The sequence below is a fragment of the Leisingera sp. ANG-S5 genome, from assembly GCF_000813925.1.
Lineage (GTDB): Bacteria > Pseudomonadota > Alphaproteobacteria > Rhodobacterales > Rhodobacteraceae > Leisingera.
This window is the reverse complement of record NZ_JWLH01000003.1, coordinates 354,428-373,277: the sequence shown is the minus strand read 5'-3', so window position 1 is coordinate 373,277 and position 18,850 is coordinate 354,428. Positions and strand designations below refer to the sequence as shown.

General features: G+C 62.3%; 19 protein-coding genes. 9 read left to right on the top strand and 10 right to left on the bottom strand.

Features of this window, described 5'->3' with window-relative positions; all coding sequences use genetic code 11:
- The first annotated feature begins 109 nt into the window (after positions 1-109).
- From RA25_RS06545 to RA25_RS06535, 3 genes are all read left to right on the top strand, one after another.
- A complete protein-coding gene (locus tag RA25_RS06545) occupies positions 110-925 on the top strand; it encodes a chromate resistance protein ChrB domain-containing protein (RefSeq protein ID WP_039170866.1) in 816 nt (271 codons plus the stop codon).
- Positions 922-2,193 carry a chromate efflux transporter gene (gene chrA, locus RA25_RS06540; RefSeq protein WP_039170863.1) on the top strand — a complete coding sequence of 424 codons (1,272 nt, stop codon included), beginning with the start codon at positions 922-924 and terminating at the stop codon, positions 2,191-2,193. The genes RA25_RS06545 and chrA overlap by 4 nt, the downstream gene beginning before the upstream one ends.
- 118 nt (positions 2,194-2,311) lie before the next feature.
- Positions 2,312-2,788, top strand: coding sequence for an SspB family protein (locus tag RA25_RS06535; protein WP_019297474.1), 477 nt, complete (start codon positions 2,312-2,314; stop codon positions 2,786-2,788).
- Between the two features lie 73 nt (positions 2,789-2,861).
- Here RA25_RS06535 and RA25_RS06530 read toward each other — a convergent pair whose 3' ends face one another.
- Entirely contained in the window at positions 2,862-3,434 is a 573-nt protein-coding gene (locus tag RA25_RS06530; RefSeq protein WP_019297473.1) for a hypothetical protein, read from the bottom strand.
- A 201-nt stretch (positions 3,435-3,635) separates the two neighbouring features.
- Between RA25_RS06530 and fumC the strand changes: the two genes are divergently transcribed.
- The 4 genes from fumC to RA25_RS06510 are packed head-to-tail and all read left to right on the top strand — an operon-like array spanning position 3,636 to position 5,672.
- Positions 3,636-5,030: a class II fumarate hydratase gene (fumC, locus tag RA25_RS06525; RefSeq protein WP_039170860.1), complete on the top strand. Its 1,395-nt coding sequence runs from the start codon at positions 3,636-3,638 to the stop codon at positions 5,028-5,030.
- On the top strand, positions 5,030-5,206 hold the full coding sequence (locus tag RA25_RS06520) for a DUF4169 family protein (protein ID WP_019297471.1): 177 nt from the start codon (positions 5,030-5,032) through the stop codon (positions 5,204-5,206). The genes fumC and RA25_RS06520 overlap by 1 nt, the downstream gene beginning before the upstream one ends.
- Positions 5,203-5,421 carry a ribbon-helix-helix domain-containing protein gene (locus RA25_RS06515; protein ID WP_039170857.1) on the top strand — a complete coding sequence of 73 codons (219 nt, stop codon included), beginning with the start codon at positions 5,203-5,205 and terminating at the stop codon, positions 5,419-5,421. Before RA25_RS06520 ends, RA25_RS06515 begins: the two co-directional genes overlap by 4 nt.
- Positions 5,422-5,444: 23 nt before the next feature.
- Complete coding sequence (locus RA25_RS06510; RefSeq protein WP_039145693.1) at positions 5,445-5,672, top strand: hypothetical protein; 228 nt, start codon at positions 5,445-5,447, stop codon at positions 5,670-5,672.
- A 48-nt stretch (positions 5,673-5,720) separates the two neighbouring features.
- Here the strand turns inward: RA25_RS06510 and RA25_RS06505 are convergent, their stop codons facing one another.
- The 3 genes from RA25_RS06505 to RA25_RS06495 all read right to left on the bottom strand — a co-directional run bounded on the left by RA25_RS06505 (position 5,721) and on the right by RA25_RS06495 (position 9,185).
- Positions 5,721-7,076, bottom strand: a complete 1,356-nt coding sequence (locus tag RA25_RS06505) for a cytochrome P450 (RefSeq protein ID WP_039170855.1) — start codon at positions 7,074-7,076, stop codon at positions 5,721-5,723.
- Positions 7,073-8,341: a hypothetical protein gene (locus RA25_RS06500; protein WP_039170852.1), complete on the bottom strand. Its 1,269-nt coding sequence runs from the start codon at positions 8,339-8,341 to the stop codon at positions 7,073-7,075. The genes RA25_RS06505 and RA25_RS06500 overlap by 4 nt, the downstream gene beginning before the upstream one ends.
- Positions 8,342-8,432: 91 nt before the next feature.
- Positions 8,433-9,185, bottom strand: a complete 753-nt coding sequence (locus RA25_RS06495; protein ID WP_019297466.1) for a cytochrome c biogenesis CcdA family protein — start codon at positions 9,183-9,185, stop codon at positions 8,433-8,435.
- A gap of 94 nt (positions 9,186-9,279) precedes the next feature.
- Between RA25_RS06495 and RA25_RS06490 the strand changes: the two genes are divergently transcribed.
- Positions 9,280-9,513: a sulfurtransferase TusA family protein gene (locus RA25_RS06490; protein WP_029204941.1), complete on the top strand. Its 234-nt coding sequence runs from the start codon at positions 9,280-9,282 to the stop codon at positions 9,511-9,513.
- Between the two features lie 179 nt (positions 9,514-9,692).
- On the opposite strand, the gene RA25_RS06485 is transcribed toward RA25_RS06490, so the two are convergent.
- From RA25_RS06485 to purC, 6 genes are all read right to left on the bottom strand, one after another.
- Complete coding sequence (locus RA25_RS06485) at positions 9,693-12,677, bottom strand: Rne/Rng family ribonuclease (protein WP_039170849.1); 2,985 nt, start codon at positions 12,675-12,677, stop codon at positions 9,693-9,695.
- Between the two features lie 588 nt (positions 12,678-13,265).
- Complete coding sequence (locus tag RA25_RS06480; protein WP_019297463.1) at positions 13,266-14,603, bottom strand: sigma-54-dependent transcriptional regulator; 1,338 nt, start codon at positions 14,601-14,603, stop codon at positions 13,266-13,268.
- A 30-nt stretch (positions 14,604-14,633) separates the two neighbouring features.
- Positions 14,634-16,406, bottom strand: coding sequence for an ATP-binding protein (locus tag RA25_RS06475; RefSeq protein WP_019297462.1), 1,773 nt, complete (start codon positions 16,404-16,406; stop codon positions 14,634-14,636).
- A gap of 36 nt (positions 16,407-16,442) precedes the next feature.
- Positions 16,443-17,111: a phosphoribosylformylglycinamidine synthase subunit PurQ gene (gene purQ, locus RA25_RS06470; protein WP_039170846.1), complete on the bottom strand. Its 669-nt coding sequence runs from the start codon at positions 17,109-17,111 to the stop codon at positions 16,443-16,445.
- Positions 17,111-17,341 carry a phosphoribosylformylglycinamidine synthase subunit PurS gene (purS, locus tag RA25_RS06465; RefSeq protein WP_019297460.1) on the bottom strand — a complete coding sequence of 77 codons (231 nt, stop codon included), beginning with the start codon at positions 17,339-17,341 and terminating at the stop codon, positions 17,111-17,113. Before purS ends, purQ begins: the two co-directional genes overlap by 1 nt.
- Positions 17,342-17,442: 101 nt before the next feature.
- Positions 17,443-18,204 (bottom strand): phosphoribosylaminoimidazolesuccinocarboxamide synthase, encoded by a 762-nt coding sequence (gene purC / locus RA25_RS06460; protein WP_039145684.1) that lies wholly within the window; start codon positions 18,202-18,204, stop codon positions 17,443-17,445.
- Between the two features lie 274 nt (positions 18,205-18,478).
- Here purC and RA25_RS06455 point away from each other — a divergent pair, with 274 nt between their 5' ends.
- Positions 18,479-18,796, top strand: coding sequence for a DUF1476 domain-containing protein (locus tag RA25_RS06455; RefSeq protein WP_039170843.1), 318 nt, complete (start codon positions 18,479-18,481; stop codon positions 18,794-18,796).
- Positions 18,797-18,850 lie beyond the last annotated feature (54 nt).

Here is an 18,850-nt window from a genome sequence, read left to right as displayed (position 1 = left end):
AAGAGGGGCACAAACGCGCTTGTAAGAATGCATGGGGAGAGACGCGAACGCCCCGTGAGGCGACAGCCCAAGGTTCGCATGTTAACCTTGCTCGCGAGGAGACATGCCCATGGCTGCCCCGAATGAAATCACCCCTGCCCAGCTCTTGCGCCTGATCGGCACGCCGAATGCGCCGGTTCTTACGGATATCTGCACCGATGAAGACTTTGCCGAAGACCCCTTTCTGATTCCCGGTTCCTTCCGCCATCCCCATACCGAAATCGAAAGCCTCGAGGCTCGCCTCGGCGGGAGGCCCTGTGTGGTGATCTGCCAGAAAGGCCTGAAACTGTCGCAAGGCGTTGCCGCTTGGCTGCGCAATGACGGGATAGAGGCTGAGTATCTGCAGGGCGGCATGTATGGCTGGCGCGGCCACAAAGGCGCGCCGCGCATTCCCGCCAGCGCCCTGCCCGCGCCGGTTGGCGGCAGCACCCTGTGGGTGACCCGCCACCGTCCCAAGATCGACCGCATCGCCTGCCCCTGGCTGATCCGCCGCTTTGTGGACGCCCAGGCCCGTTTCCTGTTTGTGGCGCCATCAGAAGTTGCTGGCGTGGCAGAACGCTTCGGCGCCACCCCTTTTGATGTTGAGGGCGTTTTCTGGTCGCACAGGAATGAGTTTTGCACCTTTGACACCATGCTGGACGAATTCGGGCTCAGAACCCCGGCGCTTGACACGCTGGCCTGCGTTGTGAGAGGCGCCGACACCAACCGGCATGATCTAGCACCGGAGGCGGCAGGGCTTTTGGCTGTCTCGGTGGGCCTGTCGCGCCAGTATAAAGACGACCACCAGCAGCTTGAGGCAGGCATGACATTGTATGACGCGCTACACCGCTGGGCCCGCGACGGGCGCGGCGAAGGTCATGACTGGCCCGCGGACCGGAAATCATGAGTCAGCCCTCCTGGACGGAGATGTTCCGTGTTTTCGGACGCATTGGCGTGCTCAGCTTTGGCGGCCCAGCGGCCCAGATTGCGGTTATGCACAAGGAACTGGTTGAAGACAGGCCCTGGCTGAGCGAGGAAAGCTTCCTGCGCGGTCTGTCCTTTTGCATGCTGCTGCCAGGGCCGGAGGCGATGCAGCTGGCCACCTATACAGGCTGGCGGATGCGCGGCACCGCTGGCGGACTGCTGGCGGGCCTTTTGTTCGTGCTGCCAGGGGCGGCCGTTATAGCAGCGCTGGTCTGGCTCTATGCACAATACGGCACCCTGCCCGCGGTTCAGTCTGCGTTTCTAGGAATAAAAGCAGCTGTGGTGGTCATCATTCTCCAGGCGCTTCGCCGCCTTGCAGGAAAGGCGTTGAAACATCCTCTGGATTGGTCTCTGGCGGGTTTCGGGTTTGCAGCGCTGTTCTTGCTGAACCTGCCGTTTCCGCTGGTTGTTCTGACCGCCGGCTGCCTGGGACTGATGCGCAAGGACGGGAACACGGCGGCACCGTCACCGAACCCGCCTGCACGCAATGGCAGTACCGCACAAGCCATCCTGGTGTGGGGCGCATTGTGGCTGCTGCCGCTGATCGCCCTGAGCCTGGGCGGAGCAGCGTTCCTGGCCGACATCGGCTGGTTCTTCTCAAAACTGGCGGTTGTCACCTTTGGCGGGGCCTACGCAGTGCTGGCCTATATCAGCCAGACCGTGGTCAGCCAGTTCGGCTGGATCAGCGCGGGCCAGATGATCGACGCGCTGGGGCTGGCGGAAACCACCCCCGGCCCGCTGATCCTGGTTACCCAGTTCGTTGCCATGCTGTCAGGACTGCAGGCGGGCGGTTCCGGCCTGTTCCTCGCTGCCGGCGCGGTTGCGCTTTGGGCCACCTTCATGCCCTGCTTCCTGTGGATCTTTGCCGCTGCGCCCTATGTGGAGCGCATCGCATCGCACCCGCGGCTGGGGATGGCGCTGAAGGCGGTGACGGCCACGGTGGCCGGTGTCATTCTGAACCTGTCGGTGTGGTTTTTGATCCATGTCGCATTTGCCGAAACAAGAACCTTCGACGCCGGCATCCTGCACATTCCCGCACCTGTCTGGAGCAGCATGAACACCCCGGCCGTGGTGCTGGTTCTGCTTGCCCCGCTCGCGGCCCTGGCAGTGCGCGGCAATATGCTGCTGCTGCTGGCAGTGATGGCAGCGGCAGGCCTGGCCGTTTCCGAATTCCCGTTTGCAATCAGCTGACTGCAGCGCTTCTCCAATCTTCCGCCGCGGCAAAAATATTTGAGCAGCCGACAAGGCTGCTCTTTTGTTTCCAGCAGAATCTCCTATGCTTAACGGCAAATGAACAAAGGGTGACTGCATGTCCCGTGAAATCGACTATGGCAACCTGATGCACTCTGCCATGCGCGGCCTGATCCGGACCGTGCTGCAGGACATCTCCGAGAATGGCTTGCCCGGCAACCATCACTTTTTCATCACCTTCGATACGGCCCACCCGGATGTTGAATTGGCCGACTGGCTGTCTGACCGCTACCCCGGCGAAATGACCGTGGTCATGCAGCATTGGTTCGACAATCTGACCGTGGACGAAGACGGCTTTGCGGTCACTCTGAACTTTGGCGATTCACCCGAGCCGCTCTACATTCCATATGATGCGATCCGGACTTTTGTGGATCCCTCGGTGGAGTTCGGGCTGCGGTTCGAAAGCGCCGACGAAGACGGGGAAGGCTATTCCGCAGAGCCGGACGCAGAGGAAGACCCGCTCAGCGCCGAAGATCAGCCGGAACCCAAGAAAAAGGACGCGGACGTGGTGTCCCTCGACAGTTTCCGCAAATAGACTGCACCTGCAGTCCCCCCCGATCAAGGCAGCCTGGCAGGCTGCCTTTTTGTTTGCGGGACAAGAACAGATCTCAGTGCCGGGTGAGGAATGTCTGCAGCTGCCGCTTCGGCTCCCCGTTCAGGCGCGATATATAGACCAGATCCAGCCCGCCCTCCGCGAGCGTGCGGTCGTACTGCTGCATCTCGTAATCACCGTTCGGATGTATGAACAGCGAGAACACAGTCAGAGTGTCACCGGTGATCCGCCCCCATACAAAGGGCTCACCTTCCATCGGATCCAGCGGCACCTCGTGGCCGAATACATTCCGCTTCATTGCTGCTGAATAGACACCGTCGCGCCGGGACGTCTGGAATTCAATCTCGTAAGTTTTGGATTTCCTGCTGCCGTCGTCCCGCTCCGTCGTGGAGGTCCATTTGATGGTGAACCCTTTTTTCATCTCGCGGATCACCACGCTCATATCGCGCGGATCGGTGTCGCCGTCAGCCTTGACGATTTCGACACTGCCGGAATACTCGCCTGCAAACTGCGCAATTCCGGCTGCAATCCCCTGCCCTGCTGCAGCCGCGAGAATTCCGCCCGCTAAAAGCAAAGCGGCAAGGGATTTCAATGACATTTCAAGAGACAAGCGGATTGGCACATTCATTTCCTTTCCGGATACGGCAAAACCCGTTTCCCGCAGTTTAAGCATAGCATGTTCCCGAACAATGGCACGCACGGGATTGCGCCAATTCAACACTATACCTTGCGGCCCTTTTGGCTATGCTGCGCGCAACTGGCCAATTGCGCCCTCGCCCGGCACAGGCTAAACGGCATACAATCGCATACTCAACGGAGAAACAGACGGATGTCCGCAACCCGCACCGAAACCGACAGTTTTGGCCCGCTTGAAGTCCCGGCAGAGAAATACTGGGGCGCGCAGACCCAGCGCTCGATCATGAACTTCCCGATCGGCTGGGAAAAGCAGCCGGTGGCAATCGTGCGCGCGCTTGGCGTGATCAAACAGGCCTGCGCCATGGCCAACAAGGCCTCTGGCAAGCTGGACGCGACAATCGCCGATGCGGTGATCCAGGCCGCGGGCGAGGTGATTGAGGGCAAGTTCGACGACAACTTCCCGCTGGTGGTCTGGCAGACCGGCTCCGGCACCCAGTCCAACATGAACTCCAACGAAGTGATCGCCAACCGCGCAATCGAAATCCTGGGCGGCACCATCGGCTCCAAGGATCCGGTGCACCCGAACGATCACTGCAACATGGGCCAGTCTTCCAACGACACCTTCCCCACCGCCATGCATATCGCCACCGCGATGTCCGTGCGCGACGTGCTGGTGCCGGGCCTGACCAAACTGGCTGAAGGGCTGGAGGCCAAGGCGGAAGAGTTCAAGGACATTATCAAAATCGGCCGGACCCACACTCAGGACGCCACCCCGCTGACCCTGGGTCAGGAATTCGGCGGCTATGCGCACCAGATCCGCCAGGGCCTGGCACGGGTCGAGGCGGCAATGCCCGGCATCTATGAACTGGCACAGGGCGGCACCGCTGTCGGCACCGGTCTCAACACCCAGAAAGGCTGGGGAGAGACCGTGGCCGCCAACATGGCAGAAATCACCGGCCTGCCCTTTGTCACCGCCCCCAACAAGTTCGAGGCGCTGGCCGCCCATGACGCCATGGTGTTCCTGTCCGGCGCGCTCGCGACCATTGCGGGCAGCTGCTACAAGATCGCCAACGACATCCGCTTCCTCGGCTCCGGCCCGCGCTCTGGCCTGGGCGAGCTGATCCTGCCGGAAAACGAACCGGGCTCCTCAATCATGCCGGGCAAGGTGAACCCGACCCAGGCAGAGGCACTGACCCAGGTGGCAGCGCATGTGATGGGTAATGACGCGGCGATCAAGTTTGCAGGCTCGCAAGGGCACTTCGAGTTGAACGTCTACAACCCGATGATGTCCTATAATCTGCTGCAGTCGATCCAGCTCTTGGGCGACGCCGCGGACAGCTTTACCGAGCGGATGCTGAACGGCATCCAGGCCAATGAGCCACGCATCGACAAGCTGATGAAGGAGTCGCTGATGCTGGTCACTGCACTGGCGCCCACCATCGGTTATGACAACGCCACCAAGGTCGCCAAAACCGCCCACAAAAACGGCACCACGCTAAAGGAAGAGGCAATTGCGCTCGGCTTCGTGGACGAAGCAACCTTTGACGCCGTGGTTCGCCCCGAGCAGATGATCGGGCCCAAGGACTGATGGGCAAGCCGGTCAATCTGAACCGGTACAGAAAAGAAAAAGCGCGGGCCGAGAAAAAGGCCCGCGCTGACCGGAACGCCGTGACCTTCGGGCGGACCAAGGCAGAGAAAGACCTGGACAAGGCGCGCAATGACCAGGACGCCCAACGCCTGGACGATCACAAGCGCGACGAATGACCGGGCGCCCCAAGAAGCATTCCCTGACCTTGCGCGGGCACCGGACCTCGGTGTCGCTGGAGGATGACTTTTGGGATGCCTTCCGCGAGATCGCCGCACAGGAAGACCGCGCAATCAACGACTTGGCAGCCGAAATTGATGAAACCCGCGGTGAAGACTGCGGCCTGGCCTCCGCGATCCGGCTGTTTGTGCTGCGCCGGTTAAGAGGGCATTAACCACGATCCCGGACACTTGCGGGATGACGATGCCCGCTCCTCTTTCAGCAGATGCTTGGCTGCAGCAGCTTTTTCAGTCCCAAGCTGCTGCAAAGGGGGGTGTGGTCCGCCGCAAGAAACGTGACATTGAACGGCTGCTTGGCTGGGACCGTTTCCGGTTCGAGTTGAAACGCCGCGGTTATCACGCCGTGGAGAATGCAGGCCAGGTTGTCATCTTCTGCAATCAGGATGCCGTGCGTATCATTCAGTGACGCAAATTTCTTCGAAGAAATTTGCCAAGAAAATTCGAATTTTCTTGGCTATCTTTTGATCAGCTGTAGCCAGATCCCGTTCTTCGACCGCACTGTCAGATGCGCCACGGGAACCGGCGTCCTGCTTGCCACCGGCTCAATCCGGAACCGGCGCAGGATCATCGACAGGATCAGCGGCCCTTCCACCATGGCGAACCCTGCCCCGGTGCAGACCCGGGAGCCTGCTGAAAACGGAATATAGGCGTCGCGCTGGCATTGCTTGCCGTTCTCCGTTCCCCAGCGAGCTGGATCAAACCCGTCCGGATTGTCCCACAGGCGCTCATGCCGGTGCAGATGCCAGGGGCTCAGCACCATCTGCGCGCCTTTCGGCACATGGCGATCCCTGAACCGTTCCGGACAGGCGGCTTCGCGCACCATCATTGGCACCGGCGGGTAGAGCCGCAGGGTTTCGCGAAACACATCGCGGCTGATCTTCAGCTTTGACACCGCTGCAAAACTGTCATCCTCCAGCGCGGCCGCCTCTTCCGCCACTTTCTCCTGCCAGTCCGGGTACAGCGCCATCAGGTACAGCGCCCAGGCCAGGGCCGAGGCGCTGGTTTCATGGCCGGCCAGAAAGAAGATCGCGACCTGGTCCACCATCTCGCCCGCATCAAAGGTGCTGCCGGTATCCGGGTCACGGGTGGTCATGATTTTGGTCGCCAGATCATCCGGCGCTGTTCCTGCCTCGATTGCCGCCATGCGGTCGGACGTCAGCTGTGCAATCAGCGCCCGGATTTCCGCCGCGTTCCGGCGGGTGCCGCCGCGGAAGAACCGCGGCATCCAGCGCGGCAGCGGCACAAAGGCCGCTAGGTTCAGCAAGGGCTGGCTGCGCTGATAGTCGCGGAAACGGGTAAAGACCTTCCCCGCCACCTCATGCTCTATCGGGATAGAAAACAGCGTGCGGAAAATCACATCCGCTGCCGCGTGCGAGGTTTCCTCTTCGATCTCCACCGGTCCCTGCCGCCCTTCCAGGCGCGTCACTGCGGCCTCAGCCGCCGCACGCATTGCTGGAAAGGTGTCCTTCAGCCTGCCGCCTTCAAAGGCCGGGTCGATGATCCGCCGCTGCCGCTTCCAGGCCTCGCCATTGGTCAGGAACACCGAATTTCCCAGCAAGGGCTTCAGCCCCTCGGCAATACGGTCCGATTTGGGGAAATCGTCCGGACGCTCTTTCAGCAGCAGCTTCACCAGCTCCGGCTGGTTGACGAGAAAAGAACGGAAGAAGGGCGTGCGGAACTCTGCCATCCAGGCGCGGTAGAGCTTTGCAGGCTGGGCCGAGAGGATGTCCTGGCGGAACAGCCTTATATAGCGCCACAATGACACCCGGTCCGGCCGTGCAGGCGGTTTCGGCGGCAATGCCTGGTTCATTCCGCGGCCACCGACGTGAATTTCGAGACCGGCACGTCGATACGTGACCGGGAGGGCTTGCGGTCCCTGTAGCGTTCCGCCAGCGTCAGCGGCCCGGCAGTGATGCGGAAATAATCATAGTCGCCGGGCCGGTCAAAGGCGCAGAGATACTGAAAATGCAGCCGGAAGAAGCGCCAGCGTAACTCCTTCCAGCGCGCCGGGCTGAGGGTTTGGGTAAAGGCTGCCGAGAACACCAGCGGCCAGCGCTTGCCCTCCGGGGCCACACCGCTGACCGCCACCGGATCGCAGAGCGCAAAGGCACAGCCGTCACCGGGCGCGGTGACATCCACCCAGGCCAGCTCCTCGCGCTGGCACAGGTATTTCAGATCGGTTCGCAGCCGCCGTGCCCGCGGCAGGAAAGAGACCATTGGCACCACCTGCCCCAATGTCAGGAACCCCAGGACCGGCCGTTCCGGCGGCAGCCCTTCCCGGACCAGGTCCGCCAGCACTGAAACGCCAAGATGCGCGCCGGAGGAATGGCCGACAACCAGCACTTCATCCAGTCCCCGGTCGTCCAGCGCCTCGCGGATCAAGGTGCGGAATTTGTCCATCCGCGCTTCCATTTCGGGCGGGATGGCGCCCCGCGATGCAGCCGAATGGGCATAGTCATGCATCAGGTAATAGGCAAAGAACTTGCCATCGCGTTTCTTGAACCAGCGCAGCAGCGCATAGCCAGCGCCAAGGCCCAGGGCCCATCCAATGAGTGCGGCCAACGGGCTGCCAAGGCTGGCCAGACCGGCAAGAATGCCAATTGCATGGGCCACGCCCCAGGCCAGCAGCAGTGCCAGCAGCGCCTGCAGCAGCAGCATCCCGACCGGATAGAGTGCCGCGATCACCGGCCCCTTGCGCAACCGCATCAGCCGCCGCAGCGCGCCGGTTGAAGTATAGATCCAGGCGGTCCGCACCAATTGCCAGTAGGTGCCCGGAATCGACGACTCCATGCTGCCGCGCACGATGTCGGACCAGACCAGCACCTCAACGTCCGCCTCGGTCCGCTGCCCGCCCATCTCCGCGGCAACATGCCATCCATAGGGGCCTTTGGTCTGTTTCGGAGAGAGCGTCAGGCTGTAGCCGGAAATCCCCGCCTGCGCGGCGCCTTCCTTGCGGTACAGTTCCCGGTAGCGTCGCGGATGAATCGGGTCATAGCCGGGGATGTAGAACACCCGCCGCCTGCGCACCTGCTGGGGATTGGAACCGCTTTCTTCCACGCTGACCTGCTCTGCCATTCTGCGGGCAGACTAGCAGCGCAATCCGGCAAGAGTAAGGCCCGGAAGGTTCAAGAAAAAGGGGCCCGAAGGCCCCTCGCATCGTTTGGTCTCAGCCCAGTGCTGCCAGCGCCGGGAACGTTTCCAGCAGCCACCAGGAGAAGGTGGTGAACAAGCCGGTGACCAGCATGATGCCGACAAACAGCAGCAGTCCGCCCATCACTTTTTCGATCAGCCCCATGTGGCGCTTCATTTTGTTCATCAGTGTCATCGACCGGTTGAGGAACATCGCCGCCAGCAGGAAGGGCACCCCCAGCCCCGCGGCATAAACGCCCAGCAGGATGGTGCCGCGGCTGACCGAGGCTTCCGATGCCGCCAGCGACAGGATCGCCCCCAATTGCGGGCCGATGCAGGGCGTCCAGCCAAAGGCAAAGGCCAGACCCAGAACATAGGCGCCGAGCGCGGAACCACCCGACTCGCCCGCTTCCATCCGCGCCTCGCGGTCCAGCAGGGGGATGCGGAATACCGACAGGAAATGCAGGCCGAACACGATCACAACGACGCCTGAGACCTGCGCGAAAAGCTCCTGATTTTTCAGCACAAACGCGCCAAAAGCTGAGGCGGTGAAACCGAGCAGCAGAAACACCGTGGACAGCCCGAGAACAAAGAACAGCGCGGCGATGATTGCCTTGCGGCGCGCGGCGACAGTGCCCTGCATTTCGCCGATGGTGACACCGCTCATATAGGCCAGGTAAGGCGGCACAATCGGCAGCACGCAGGGCGACAGGAAACTGATCACGCCGCCCAGCAGCGCCACCAGCATGGCAGGGAGCAGCCCTGCGTCGATGATCTCGATTCCAAACATGTTCCAACACTTATGCCAGCCGCGGACCAACGTCACGGGGACGGCTGGTCACATCCTTGTGGACAGCATGAAACATCCCGCTTATCTGCACACCATGACCGAGATCAAAGAGACCGTTGACGCAATCGGGCTGCTTTGCCCCCTGCCCGTCCTGAAGGCCCGCAAGCGGCTGAAATCGCTGCAGCCCGGCCAGATTCTGGAACTGCTGGCGGATGACCCTGCAGCCGTGATTGACGTGCCGCATTTCTGCAATGAGGCGGGTCATGAATTTCTTGGCCACAGCACCGGCACCGGCCACCAGATCTATTTGATCCGCAAGGGCGGCTAACCCCGGAGAGAGTTGAGACTTTTAACCGAAGGAACCGGAATTCCGCCCGAATTCCGGCTCGGAAAACGCGTGTTTTCCGGGTCGTTTTCCGCGCCGGAAAACGGCTGCCGCAATCAATAGAGCGCACAAAAAGAAAGGCAGGCCAAACGGCCTGCCTTCCCCAGAATCATATGCCGGCTTCAGCTGCCCATCGACCACCAGCCGCGGCGTTTGGGCTTGGGCGGTGATGCCGGTTCCGGCGCCGCCTCAGCACCGGCCATGGCAGGCTCAGGCTGTTTTTCTTCGACCGCTGGCGCAGGCTCGGCAGCTTCGGTTTCCTCCGTTACTGCCTCTTCCGCAGCGGGTTCTTCCGCAACAGGTTCTTCTGCCGCAGGCTCAGCCTCAGCTTCTTCAGAAACGGCTTCCTCTGGTGTGCCGCCAACAGTCTCTGCAGCAGCCTCTTCCGCCTCAGCAGCGGCTTCTTCGGCAGGGGCGGCTTCAGCTTCCGCCGGAGCCTCTTCTGCGGTTTCCGCCACCGGAGCTTCTGCTTCCTGCGCGGCTGCTTCACCAGCACCGGCAGTTTCGACAGCCGCAACAGCATCCTCTGCAGCTTCCGTCGGGGCCTCTGCAGCGTCAGCAGCGGCTTCCTCACCTGCCGTGGTTTCCGCCTCTGCGGGTTTGGTCTTCGGCTTGCGCGAACGGGTGCGGGTACGGGAGCGCTTCTTCTCCTTCACCTCTTCCGCCGGGGCTTCCTCGCCTTCAACAGCAGCCTCAGATGCCTCTGCGGCCTCTTCCTTGGGCTGCTCCTGATCCTCGGATGCCTCTTCACCGGTCTCGCCGGTCTCGCCATTCTGAGACTGCTCGCCATTGCCGCCCTTCCGGCGGCGGCGGCGGCGGCGCTTGCGCTTGGGCTTGTCATCCTGAGATGTGTCTTCAGGCGCTTCCGCTTCGGACACAGCAGCACTCTCTTCCTCGTCCTGCTTGGTCTCTTCCGCGTCCACCTGATCCATGATCGAAGTATCCACAGAAACCACAGGTGCAGTTGCCGCCGGAACGGTACGCGACGCGGTCTTGAACTTCTCCAGCACAAAGTCCGGGCTGACCAGATGCGCGTCGCCTTCGATGCGCACGGACAGGCCATACCGCGCCTCGATCTGGGCGATGTGCTCGCGCTTCTGGTTCATCAGGAAGTTGGCGATGGAGACCGGGCAGCGCACCAGAACTTCGCGCGAACGGCGGCGGGTGCCCTCTTCCTCGATCTGGCGCAGGATCGACAGCGCCATCGAATCGTCGGAGCGGATCAGGCCGGTGCCATGGCAATGCGGGCACGGCGCGGTGGTTGCCTCGATCATGCCGGGGCGCAGGCGCTGACGCGACATTTCCATCAGGCCAAATCCGGAGATCCGGCCCACCTGGATACGGGCGCGATCGGTCTTCAGCTTGTCCTTCATGCGCTTTTCGACGGCGGCGTTGTTCTTACGCTCGTCCATGTCGATGAAGTCGATGACGATCAGGCCGGCGAGGTCACGCAGGCGCAGCTGGCGGGCCACCTCTTCGGCGGCCTCCAGGTTGGTCTTGAGCGCGGTTTCCTCGATCGAGCCTTCCTTGGTGGCGCGGCCGGAGTTCACGTCGATCGCCACCAGCGCCTCGGTCACGCCGATCACGATGTAGCCGCCGGACTTCAGCTGAACCGTTGGGTTGAACATACCCGCCAGATAGCTTTCCACCTGGAAGCGCGCAAACAGCGGCAGCCCGTCCTGGTAGTGCTTCACGTTCTTGGCATGGGACGGCATGATCATCTTCATGAAGTCCTTGGCGATGCGGTAGCCGCGGTCGCCTTCCACCAGAACCTCGTCGATCTCGCGGCTGTAGAGGTCGCGGATCGAGCGTTTGATCAGGTCGCCTTCTTCATAGATCTTGGCCGGCGCGATGGATTTCAGCGTCAGCTCGCGGATCTGCTCCCACAGGCGCTGCAGGTATTCATAGTCGCGCTTGATCTCGGACTTGGTACGCTTGGCACCGGCGGTGCGCACGATCAGGCCCGCGCCGGTCGGCACGTCCAGTTCGGTTGCAATGTCCTTCAGTTTCTTGCGGTCGGCTGCGTTGGTGATCTTGCGGGAGATGCCGCCGCCGCGGGCGGTGTTGGGCATCAGCACGCAGTAGCGGCCGGCCAGCGACAAATAGGTGGTCAGCGCTGCGCCCTTGTTGCCGCGCTCTTCTTTGACGACCTGCACCAGCAGTACCTGGCGCACCTTGATCACTTCCTGGATCTTGTAGCGGCGCGGACGCGGTTTGCGCGGCGGACGGATGTCCTCGCTGTCGTCCTCGTCGGCAACCGACTCGATGCTTTCGTCCTTCGAGGTGGCATCAGCGCGGCTGGTTTCACCGTCGTCGTCGCCATCCTCGTCGCTGTCAGCAGCGCCCTTGGCTTCCTCGGCAGACGTTTCAGCATCCGCAGAGGCGGTTTCGGCCTCTGTTTCGGAGCCGCTTTCTTCGCTTGCCTCAGCTGTGGCTTCTTCAGCCGGAACGTCTTCAGCAGTTTCAACCGCTGCGGCAGCAGGCTCTTCCGCTTCCGCTGCTGGCGCGGTTTCAGCAGCCTCACCTTCTTCCGGTTCTTCAACCGGGGTCTCGGCGACACGCTCCATCGGCGAGGAACCTTCCGGCACCTCGGCCAGCTCTGCCGGGACGTCCGCAGCCTCAGTGCTGTCGGTCAGGTCAATGGTTTCCATGCCGGCGATTTCGCCAGCCGCCGGTTCAGTGGCCTCGACCTCTTTGGTTTCCACCGCATCCTTGGACGATGCCTTGGCTGCCTTGGCAGAGGATTTGGAACGGCGCGAGCGCTTGGGCTTGGCCGGTTTCTCTTCCTCGTCCTCATCACGGGCGCGCATCGCCTCGGCATAGGCGCGCTCTTCCTCCATCAGGGCCTCACGGTCCGCGACGGGGATCTGGTAGTAATCCGGGTGAATCTCGGAAAACGCCAAGAAACCATGGCGGTTTCCGCCATAGTCCACAAAGGCCGCCTGCAGGGACGGTTCTACGCGGGTTACTTTTGCGAGGTAGATGTTGCCAGCAAGCTGGCGTTTGTTTTCGGATTCAAAGTCAAATTCCTCAACCTTGTTTCCATCGACCACCACAACGCGGGTCTCTTCCGCGTGGGTGGCGTCAATAAGCATCTTCTTAGCCATGGGTCCTTGGTGCACCTGCCCTGTGCGCCCGCAAGCCTCCTGCTTCCAGGCGGCCGCGCGCGTTTCGGGTGGTGTCTTGTCAGGGCGATAATGGACGGCGCGGTGCAGCAGGTGGTCCCGGGGGCTGTGCCCGGCCTTCCTGCCTCAGTGCTCTTCGCTCTCGCGCGCGTCATCGCGGTTCTTCTCCGGCAGACGGGGTGTGCCCGTGCCTGCCTTGTTATCCCTGCACCGGCTTGATTTCCGGCTTGGGCGCTAAACTGCCCCCTTGGGTCAAGGGGGCCAATCGGTCTGGCTGCAGCTTTCTCGGATCTTGCCGGACAAAAGCTGAAGCCAGCGAAACTCATCAGAACGGGCGGAACCAAATGCCGGTTTCCAGCCCGTTGCGCCAGCATAAGGCCTGTGGATAGGTAATGACAATGGACATTCGTCACCACGGGGCCTGAAAATGCAAACGGCCTGCCCCTATCAGGCAAGCCGTTAATTTCAGGTTAGTTTTCCCGCGGAGCCGCTGAATTCGGCACGAATTCCAGCTCGGAAAGCACGTGTTTTCCGGGACGTTTCCCGCCCCGGGAAACGGCTGCTGCCAGTTCAGGCCAGATAATCCGAGCGCTGCAGGCCGTATTTCGCCATTTTCTCGTTCAGGGTCCGGCGCGGCAGGCACAGCTCATCCATCACGCTGGCGATCGAGCCCTTGTGGCGGCGCATGGTGTTGTCGATCAGCATCCGCTCAAACGCTTCCACATATTCCTTCAGCGGCTTGCCCTCGGTGGTCATCACCGGCTGCATCTCCTCGTGATCGGACATCAGGAGCGATGCGATGGTGCCGGAGCCGCGGCGCGACTGCAGCACCGCACGTTCGGCGATGTTGATCAGCTGGCGCACGTTGCCCGGCCAGGGCGCCTGCAGCAGCTGCGCGGCCTCCTGGGCGCTCACCTGCGGCGCATCGCAGCCGTATTCCTCGGAAAACTGCTCGCTGAGTCGGGTGAACAGGGTCAGGATATCCTCACCCCGCTGGCGCAGCGGCGGCACGGTGATGCGCAACGCCGCCAGCCGGTAGAACAGATCCGGGCGCAGCGCATCTTCGCAGGTCTTGCCCGCTTCCTGCAGGTTGGAGATCGCGACAATCCGGGTTTCAGCCGGGGTGCCCTGTTCGTTGATTACACTCAGCAGCTTGGCCTGCAGGGTTTCCGACAGCGCGTCGATGTCTTCCAGCACCAGCGTGCCGCCGCGGGCTTCCTCGACTGCGGGCAGCATGCTGTCTTCCGGCAGCATCGGGCCGAACAGGCGCTTGGCCAGCGCCTCTTCCTCCAGTGCGGCACAGGAAATCAGCACGAACTTCTTGCCTGCCCGGCTGCCAACCGCGTGCAGCGCGTGGGCCACCAGCGTCTTGCCGGTGCCGGTCTCGCCGTCGATCAGCACATGGCCGTCAGCCTGTCCCAGATCCAGAATATCTTCGCGCAGGCGCTCCATCACCGGGCTTTGGCCGATCAGCTTTTTCATGATCTGGCCGCCGTCGGACAATTCGCGGCGCAGCGCACGGTTGTCGAGCGTCAGGCGGCGGGCGCCGGTTGCGCGCTTGGCCAGCTCCGACATGCGGTCAGGGTTGAAGGGCTTTTCCAGGAAATCGAAAGCGCCGACGCGCATCGCCTCCACCGCCATCGGCACGTCACCGTGGCCGGTGATCATGATCACCGGCAAAGCGCTGTCGCTGCCCATCAGCTTCTTCAGGAACTGCATCCCGTCCATGCCCGGCATCTTGATGTCAGAGATCACGATGCCCGGGTAATCCGGCCCCAGGACCTTGAGCGCCTCTTCCGCGCTGGAGAAGGTCTCCGTGTCATAGCCTGACAGTGCCAGCCACTGGCTGATCGACTGCCGCATATCCTGTTCGTCGTCCACGATCGCGATTTTCATAGCCTGGGCCATGCGCGTTCACTCCTAATCACTCCGCGCCGCCTATTCGGCAGCTTCGATACCGTCCACCAGGACCGGCAATTGCATTTCAAAGACCGCCCCGCCGTTCTGCCCGTTGCGGGCGGTCAGCCGTCCCCCAAGGTCGTTGACGATCCCCGAGGAGATGGCAAGCCCCAATCCAACCCCGTCGCCGGGCTGCTTGGTGGTGTAAAAAGGTTCAAACAGGTTGTCGAAGTCCTTGATACCCATCCCATTGTCACGCACCGACAAGGTTGCCGTCTCACCCGCCGCCAGCAGGATCTCCACCTCCGGGTCGGCCACTGATTTGGTGGCGTCCAGCGCATTGCGCAAGAGGTTGACCATCACCTGCTCCAGCCGCATCCGGTCGCCCATCACCATAACAGGTTCTTCCGGCAGGATGCGGGTTATTTTCACATGCCGCTGGCGCAGCTGCGGCTCCATCATCGACAGGCTGGAAGCCAGCGCATCACCCAAGTTTACAGGGCTGAACGCATCGCCGCCCTTGCGCGCATACGACTTGAGCTGGCGCGTGATCGCGCCCATCCGCTCGATCAGATCATCAATGCGCCCGAAGGAGGCCAGCGCCTCGTCCGGGCGGTTCCGGTTCAGCAGCAGCCGGGCGCCGGCCAGATAGGTTTTCATTGCCGCCAGCGGCTGGTTCAGCTCGTGGCTGACAGCCGCGGACATCTCGCCCAAGGCGGCCAGTTTGGAGCTTTGCGCCAGGCTCTGCTCGGCCACAGCAAGGGTCTTTTGCATGCGTTCCCGCTCGGCAATTTCCCGCTGCAGGCGAGCGTTCAATACGCGAAGCTCTGCCGACTCGCGCTGAAAGAGCGCCATCCGCAGCGCGGTCTTGCGGCTGAGAAAGTAGAACGCCAGTGCCAGAAGGATGGCGAATCCCATAATCTCCAGCGCCAGCACCGCATTCACCCGCTCGCGGACAGAGGAATAGGTGGTGAAGGTCGCCATGCGCCAGCCCTGAAACGGCACCCGCGTTTCCAGCCGCATCACCGCCTCGCCCTGCAGGTAGGCATCGGGCGGCAGCGCCGTCCAGTCAGTGGTGGCACGGATCGCCCGCTGAATGGCCCCCTCCGGCGTCTGCAGGGTCAGCGCGTCGGTTTCTTTCAGGCCGCGCCAGCGTGCCTCGGTTGCAAGGATGATGTTGCCGGTGCTGTCGGTGACCAGCACCGCGTCTGAAATCCCCGCCCAGGCGCGTTCGAATTTCTGCAGGTCGACCTCGACCACAATTGCACCCAGCACGCCGGTCGCGTCGATTATCCGCCGCGAATACGTAAAGCGGTAGCCGCCCACCTCGCGCGGGATCACCGAGAACACCGTCGACTTGGCGCGCACCGCATCGACAAAATAGGCCGCGTTGCGGTGACTCTCTCCCAGCCGGTTGCGGTCGGTGGCCGCCACTGTGCGCCCGTCCTGCGCCAGCAGCATGATCGAGGCGGCCCCGATTTCGTCAACAAAGGATATCAGCCGCTGGGTGGACAGGGAGAAGTCGCTGGATTGCAACGCCGAGATCAGCGTCTGGTCGCGGGCCAGCAGCTGCGGCACGATGGCATGCTGGCGCAGCTCGCTCAGCAGGTTGCCGGAATAAAGCGCCAGCCGCAGCTCTGCCCGGTTGCGGGTGCTTTCGGTGAACCGGTGGGTCAGCGCCCGATTGGTGGTCCAGACCGTGACAGCCGCCACCGCCATGAACAGCACAAGCGCCAGCCGCGCCCGCCAGGAAATCGTGCGGGAACGCGTTCTGGGTTCGGGTTTGCTCAAATCATTTCGCGGCGCGGTCATAGACTTACCCTATGACCGCCGCCGCTTATCCTCAAGTCACGCAGCGGTGACCATTCCCGCCAATGCGCGGAAGACTGCCGCGCCGTCGGTGCCGCCATGGCCCTCGTCCGCCGCCCGTTCCGGGTGCGGCATCATGCCGAGAACACGGCGGTTTTCCGACAGAATGCCCGCGATATCCGCAACAGACCCGTTGGGGTTGTCCTCATAGGTAAAGGCCACCCGGTCCTGGTCCTGCAGTGCCTTCACCGTGTCCGCATCGGCAAAGTAGTTGCCGTCGTGGTGGGCAATCGGCACGCCGATCACATCACCGGCGTTGTAACCTTGGGTAAAGACGCTCTCGGACGTTGTCACCTTCAGGTTCACGGTGCGGCAGATGTACTTCAGCCCCGCATTGCGCAGCAGTGCGCCCGGCAGAACGCCGGTTTCGGTCAGGATCTGAAAGCCGTTGCAAACGCCGATGGCATAGCCGCCGCGGTCCGCGTGCGCGATCACCGCCTTGCAGATCGGCGATTGCGCCGCGATGGCGCCGCAGCGCAGGTAATCGCCATAGGAAAAACCGCCCGGCACGCCGACGATGTCCACGCCCTCGGGCAGCGCGCTGTCCTTGTGCCAGACCATCGACACGTCGAAACCGGCCTGTTCAAACGCCACCGCCAGATCGCGGTCGCAGTTCGAACCCGGGAAGACTACTACCGCCGCCTTCATCAGGCCATCTCGATGCTGTAGGATTCGATCACGGTGTTGGCCAGCAGCTTCTCGCACATCGCGGTCACATCGGCCTCGGTGGCGCCTTCGGCCAGATCCAGGTCAATCACCTTGCCCTGACGCACGCCTTCGACCTTGTCAAAGCCCAGAGCGCCAAGCGCGTGGCGCACAGCCTCGCCCTGCGGATCCAGAACCCCGTTCTTCAGCATCACATGCACCCGTGCCTTCATCGCATCATCCCTCAGGTTTTCGATGGCGAAGCCCTGCCGGGCTTCATCTTTCCAAAAATACTCAAAGACCCGCAGCGCGGCAGGCGCTGCGGGTCCCTATTTCAGTTCACCAGCGTCGGCTTGCCCGGCGCGGGCGGATTGTTCGGCATCACGCCCAGGCGGCGTGCCACTTCGCTGTAGGCGTCGGTCAGGCTGCCCAGATCGCGGCGGAACACATCCTTGTCCAGCTTCTGGCCGGTGTTGATGTCCCACAGGCGGCAGCTGTCCGGGCTGATCTCATCGGCGATCACCAGGCGCTGGAAGTCGCCCTCGTAAATCCGGCCGATCTCGATCTTGAAGTCGACCAAACGGATGCCCACAGCCAGGAATACACCGGACAGGAAGTCGTTCACGCGCAGCGCCAGGCTCAGGATGTCGTCCATGTCCTGCTGGCTGGCCCAGCCAAAGGCGGCGATGTGCTCTTCGGTGACCAGCGGATCGCCCAGGGCGTCGTCCTTGTAGCAGTATTCCACCACTGGGCGCGGCAGCTGGGTGCCCTCGTCAATGCCCAGGCGCTTGGAGATCGAGCCGGCCGCATAGTTGCGCACGATCACTTCCAGCGGAATGATTTCGCAGCTGCGCACCAGCTGCTCGCGCATGTTGAGGCGCTTCAGGAAATGGGTCGGCACGCCGATCTGCGCCAGCCCCAGCATGAAGAACTCGCTCAGGATGTTGTTCAGGACACCCTTGCCCTCGATCACGTCGTGTTTTTCAGCGTTGAAGGCGGTGGCGTCATCCTTGAAGTACTGCACGATGGTGCCGGGCTCGGGGCCCTCATACAAAGTCTTGGCCTTGCCTTCGTAAATCTTCTTGCGACGCGCCATTGGGAACCTTTCGGGTCAATGCCGGGAATCCGGCCCTGCGATGTGCCGCTCTCATAGTGCAAGGGGGCCTCAGCCGCAAGCGTGCTGCACGGCTGAGATGAACGCCGCCCCTGCCCGCAGAAAGACGTTCCCTTCCCCCGGGGACGCAGCGCAGCCCCCGGAACCTTGCCCACCGCAGCACAAGGGCCTTGCAAGGAACAGTTTTTTCTTGCCCTGCACCGGGATCATGCTCCTATCATACAGAGGGGTGCAACAGGTTAAACGAGGACGCGATATGACGACATTTGACGAGCGTGAGCAGGCCTTTGAAGCGAAGTTCGCGCATGATGAGGAGATGCAGTTCAATGCGCAGGCGCGCTGCAACAAGCTGCTGGGCCTGTGGGCCGCAAACCTTCTGGGGCTGAGCGGCAAGGATGCTGATGCCTTTGCCGGAACGGTTGTTGCAGCCGATCTGGAAGAAGCCGGCCACGAGGACGTGGTGCGCAAATTGGAAGGCGAGCTGGAAGGAAAAGCCTCTGCCGATGAAATCCGGGCGAAACGCGCGGAACTGCTGCCGCAGGCCAAGGACCAAATCCTGAGCGAGGCAGACTGAAGCCTGCCAACGGCTGTTTCCGCCATTTTCTTTACTGCCCCTGCGGAACTTTCC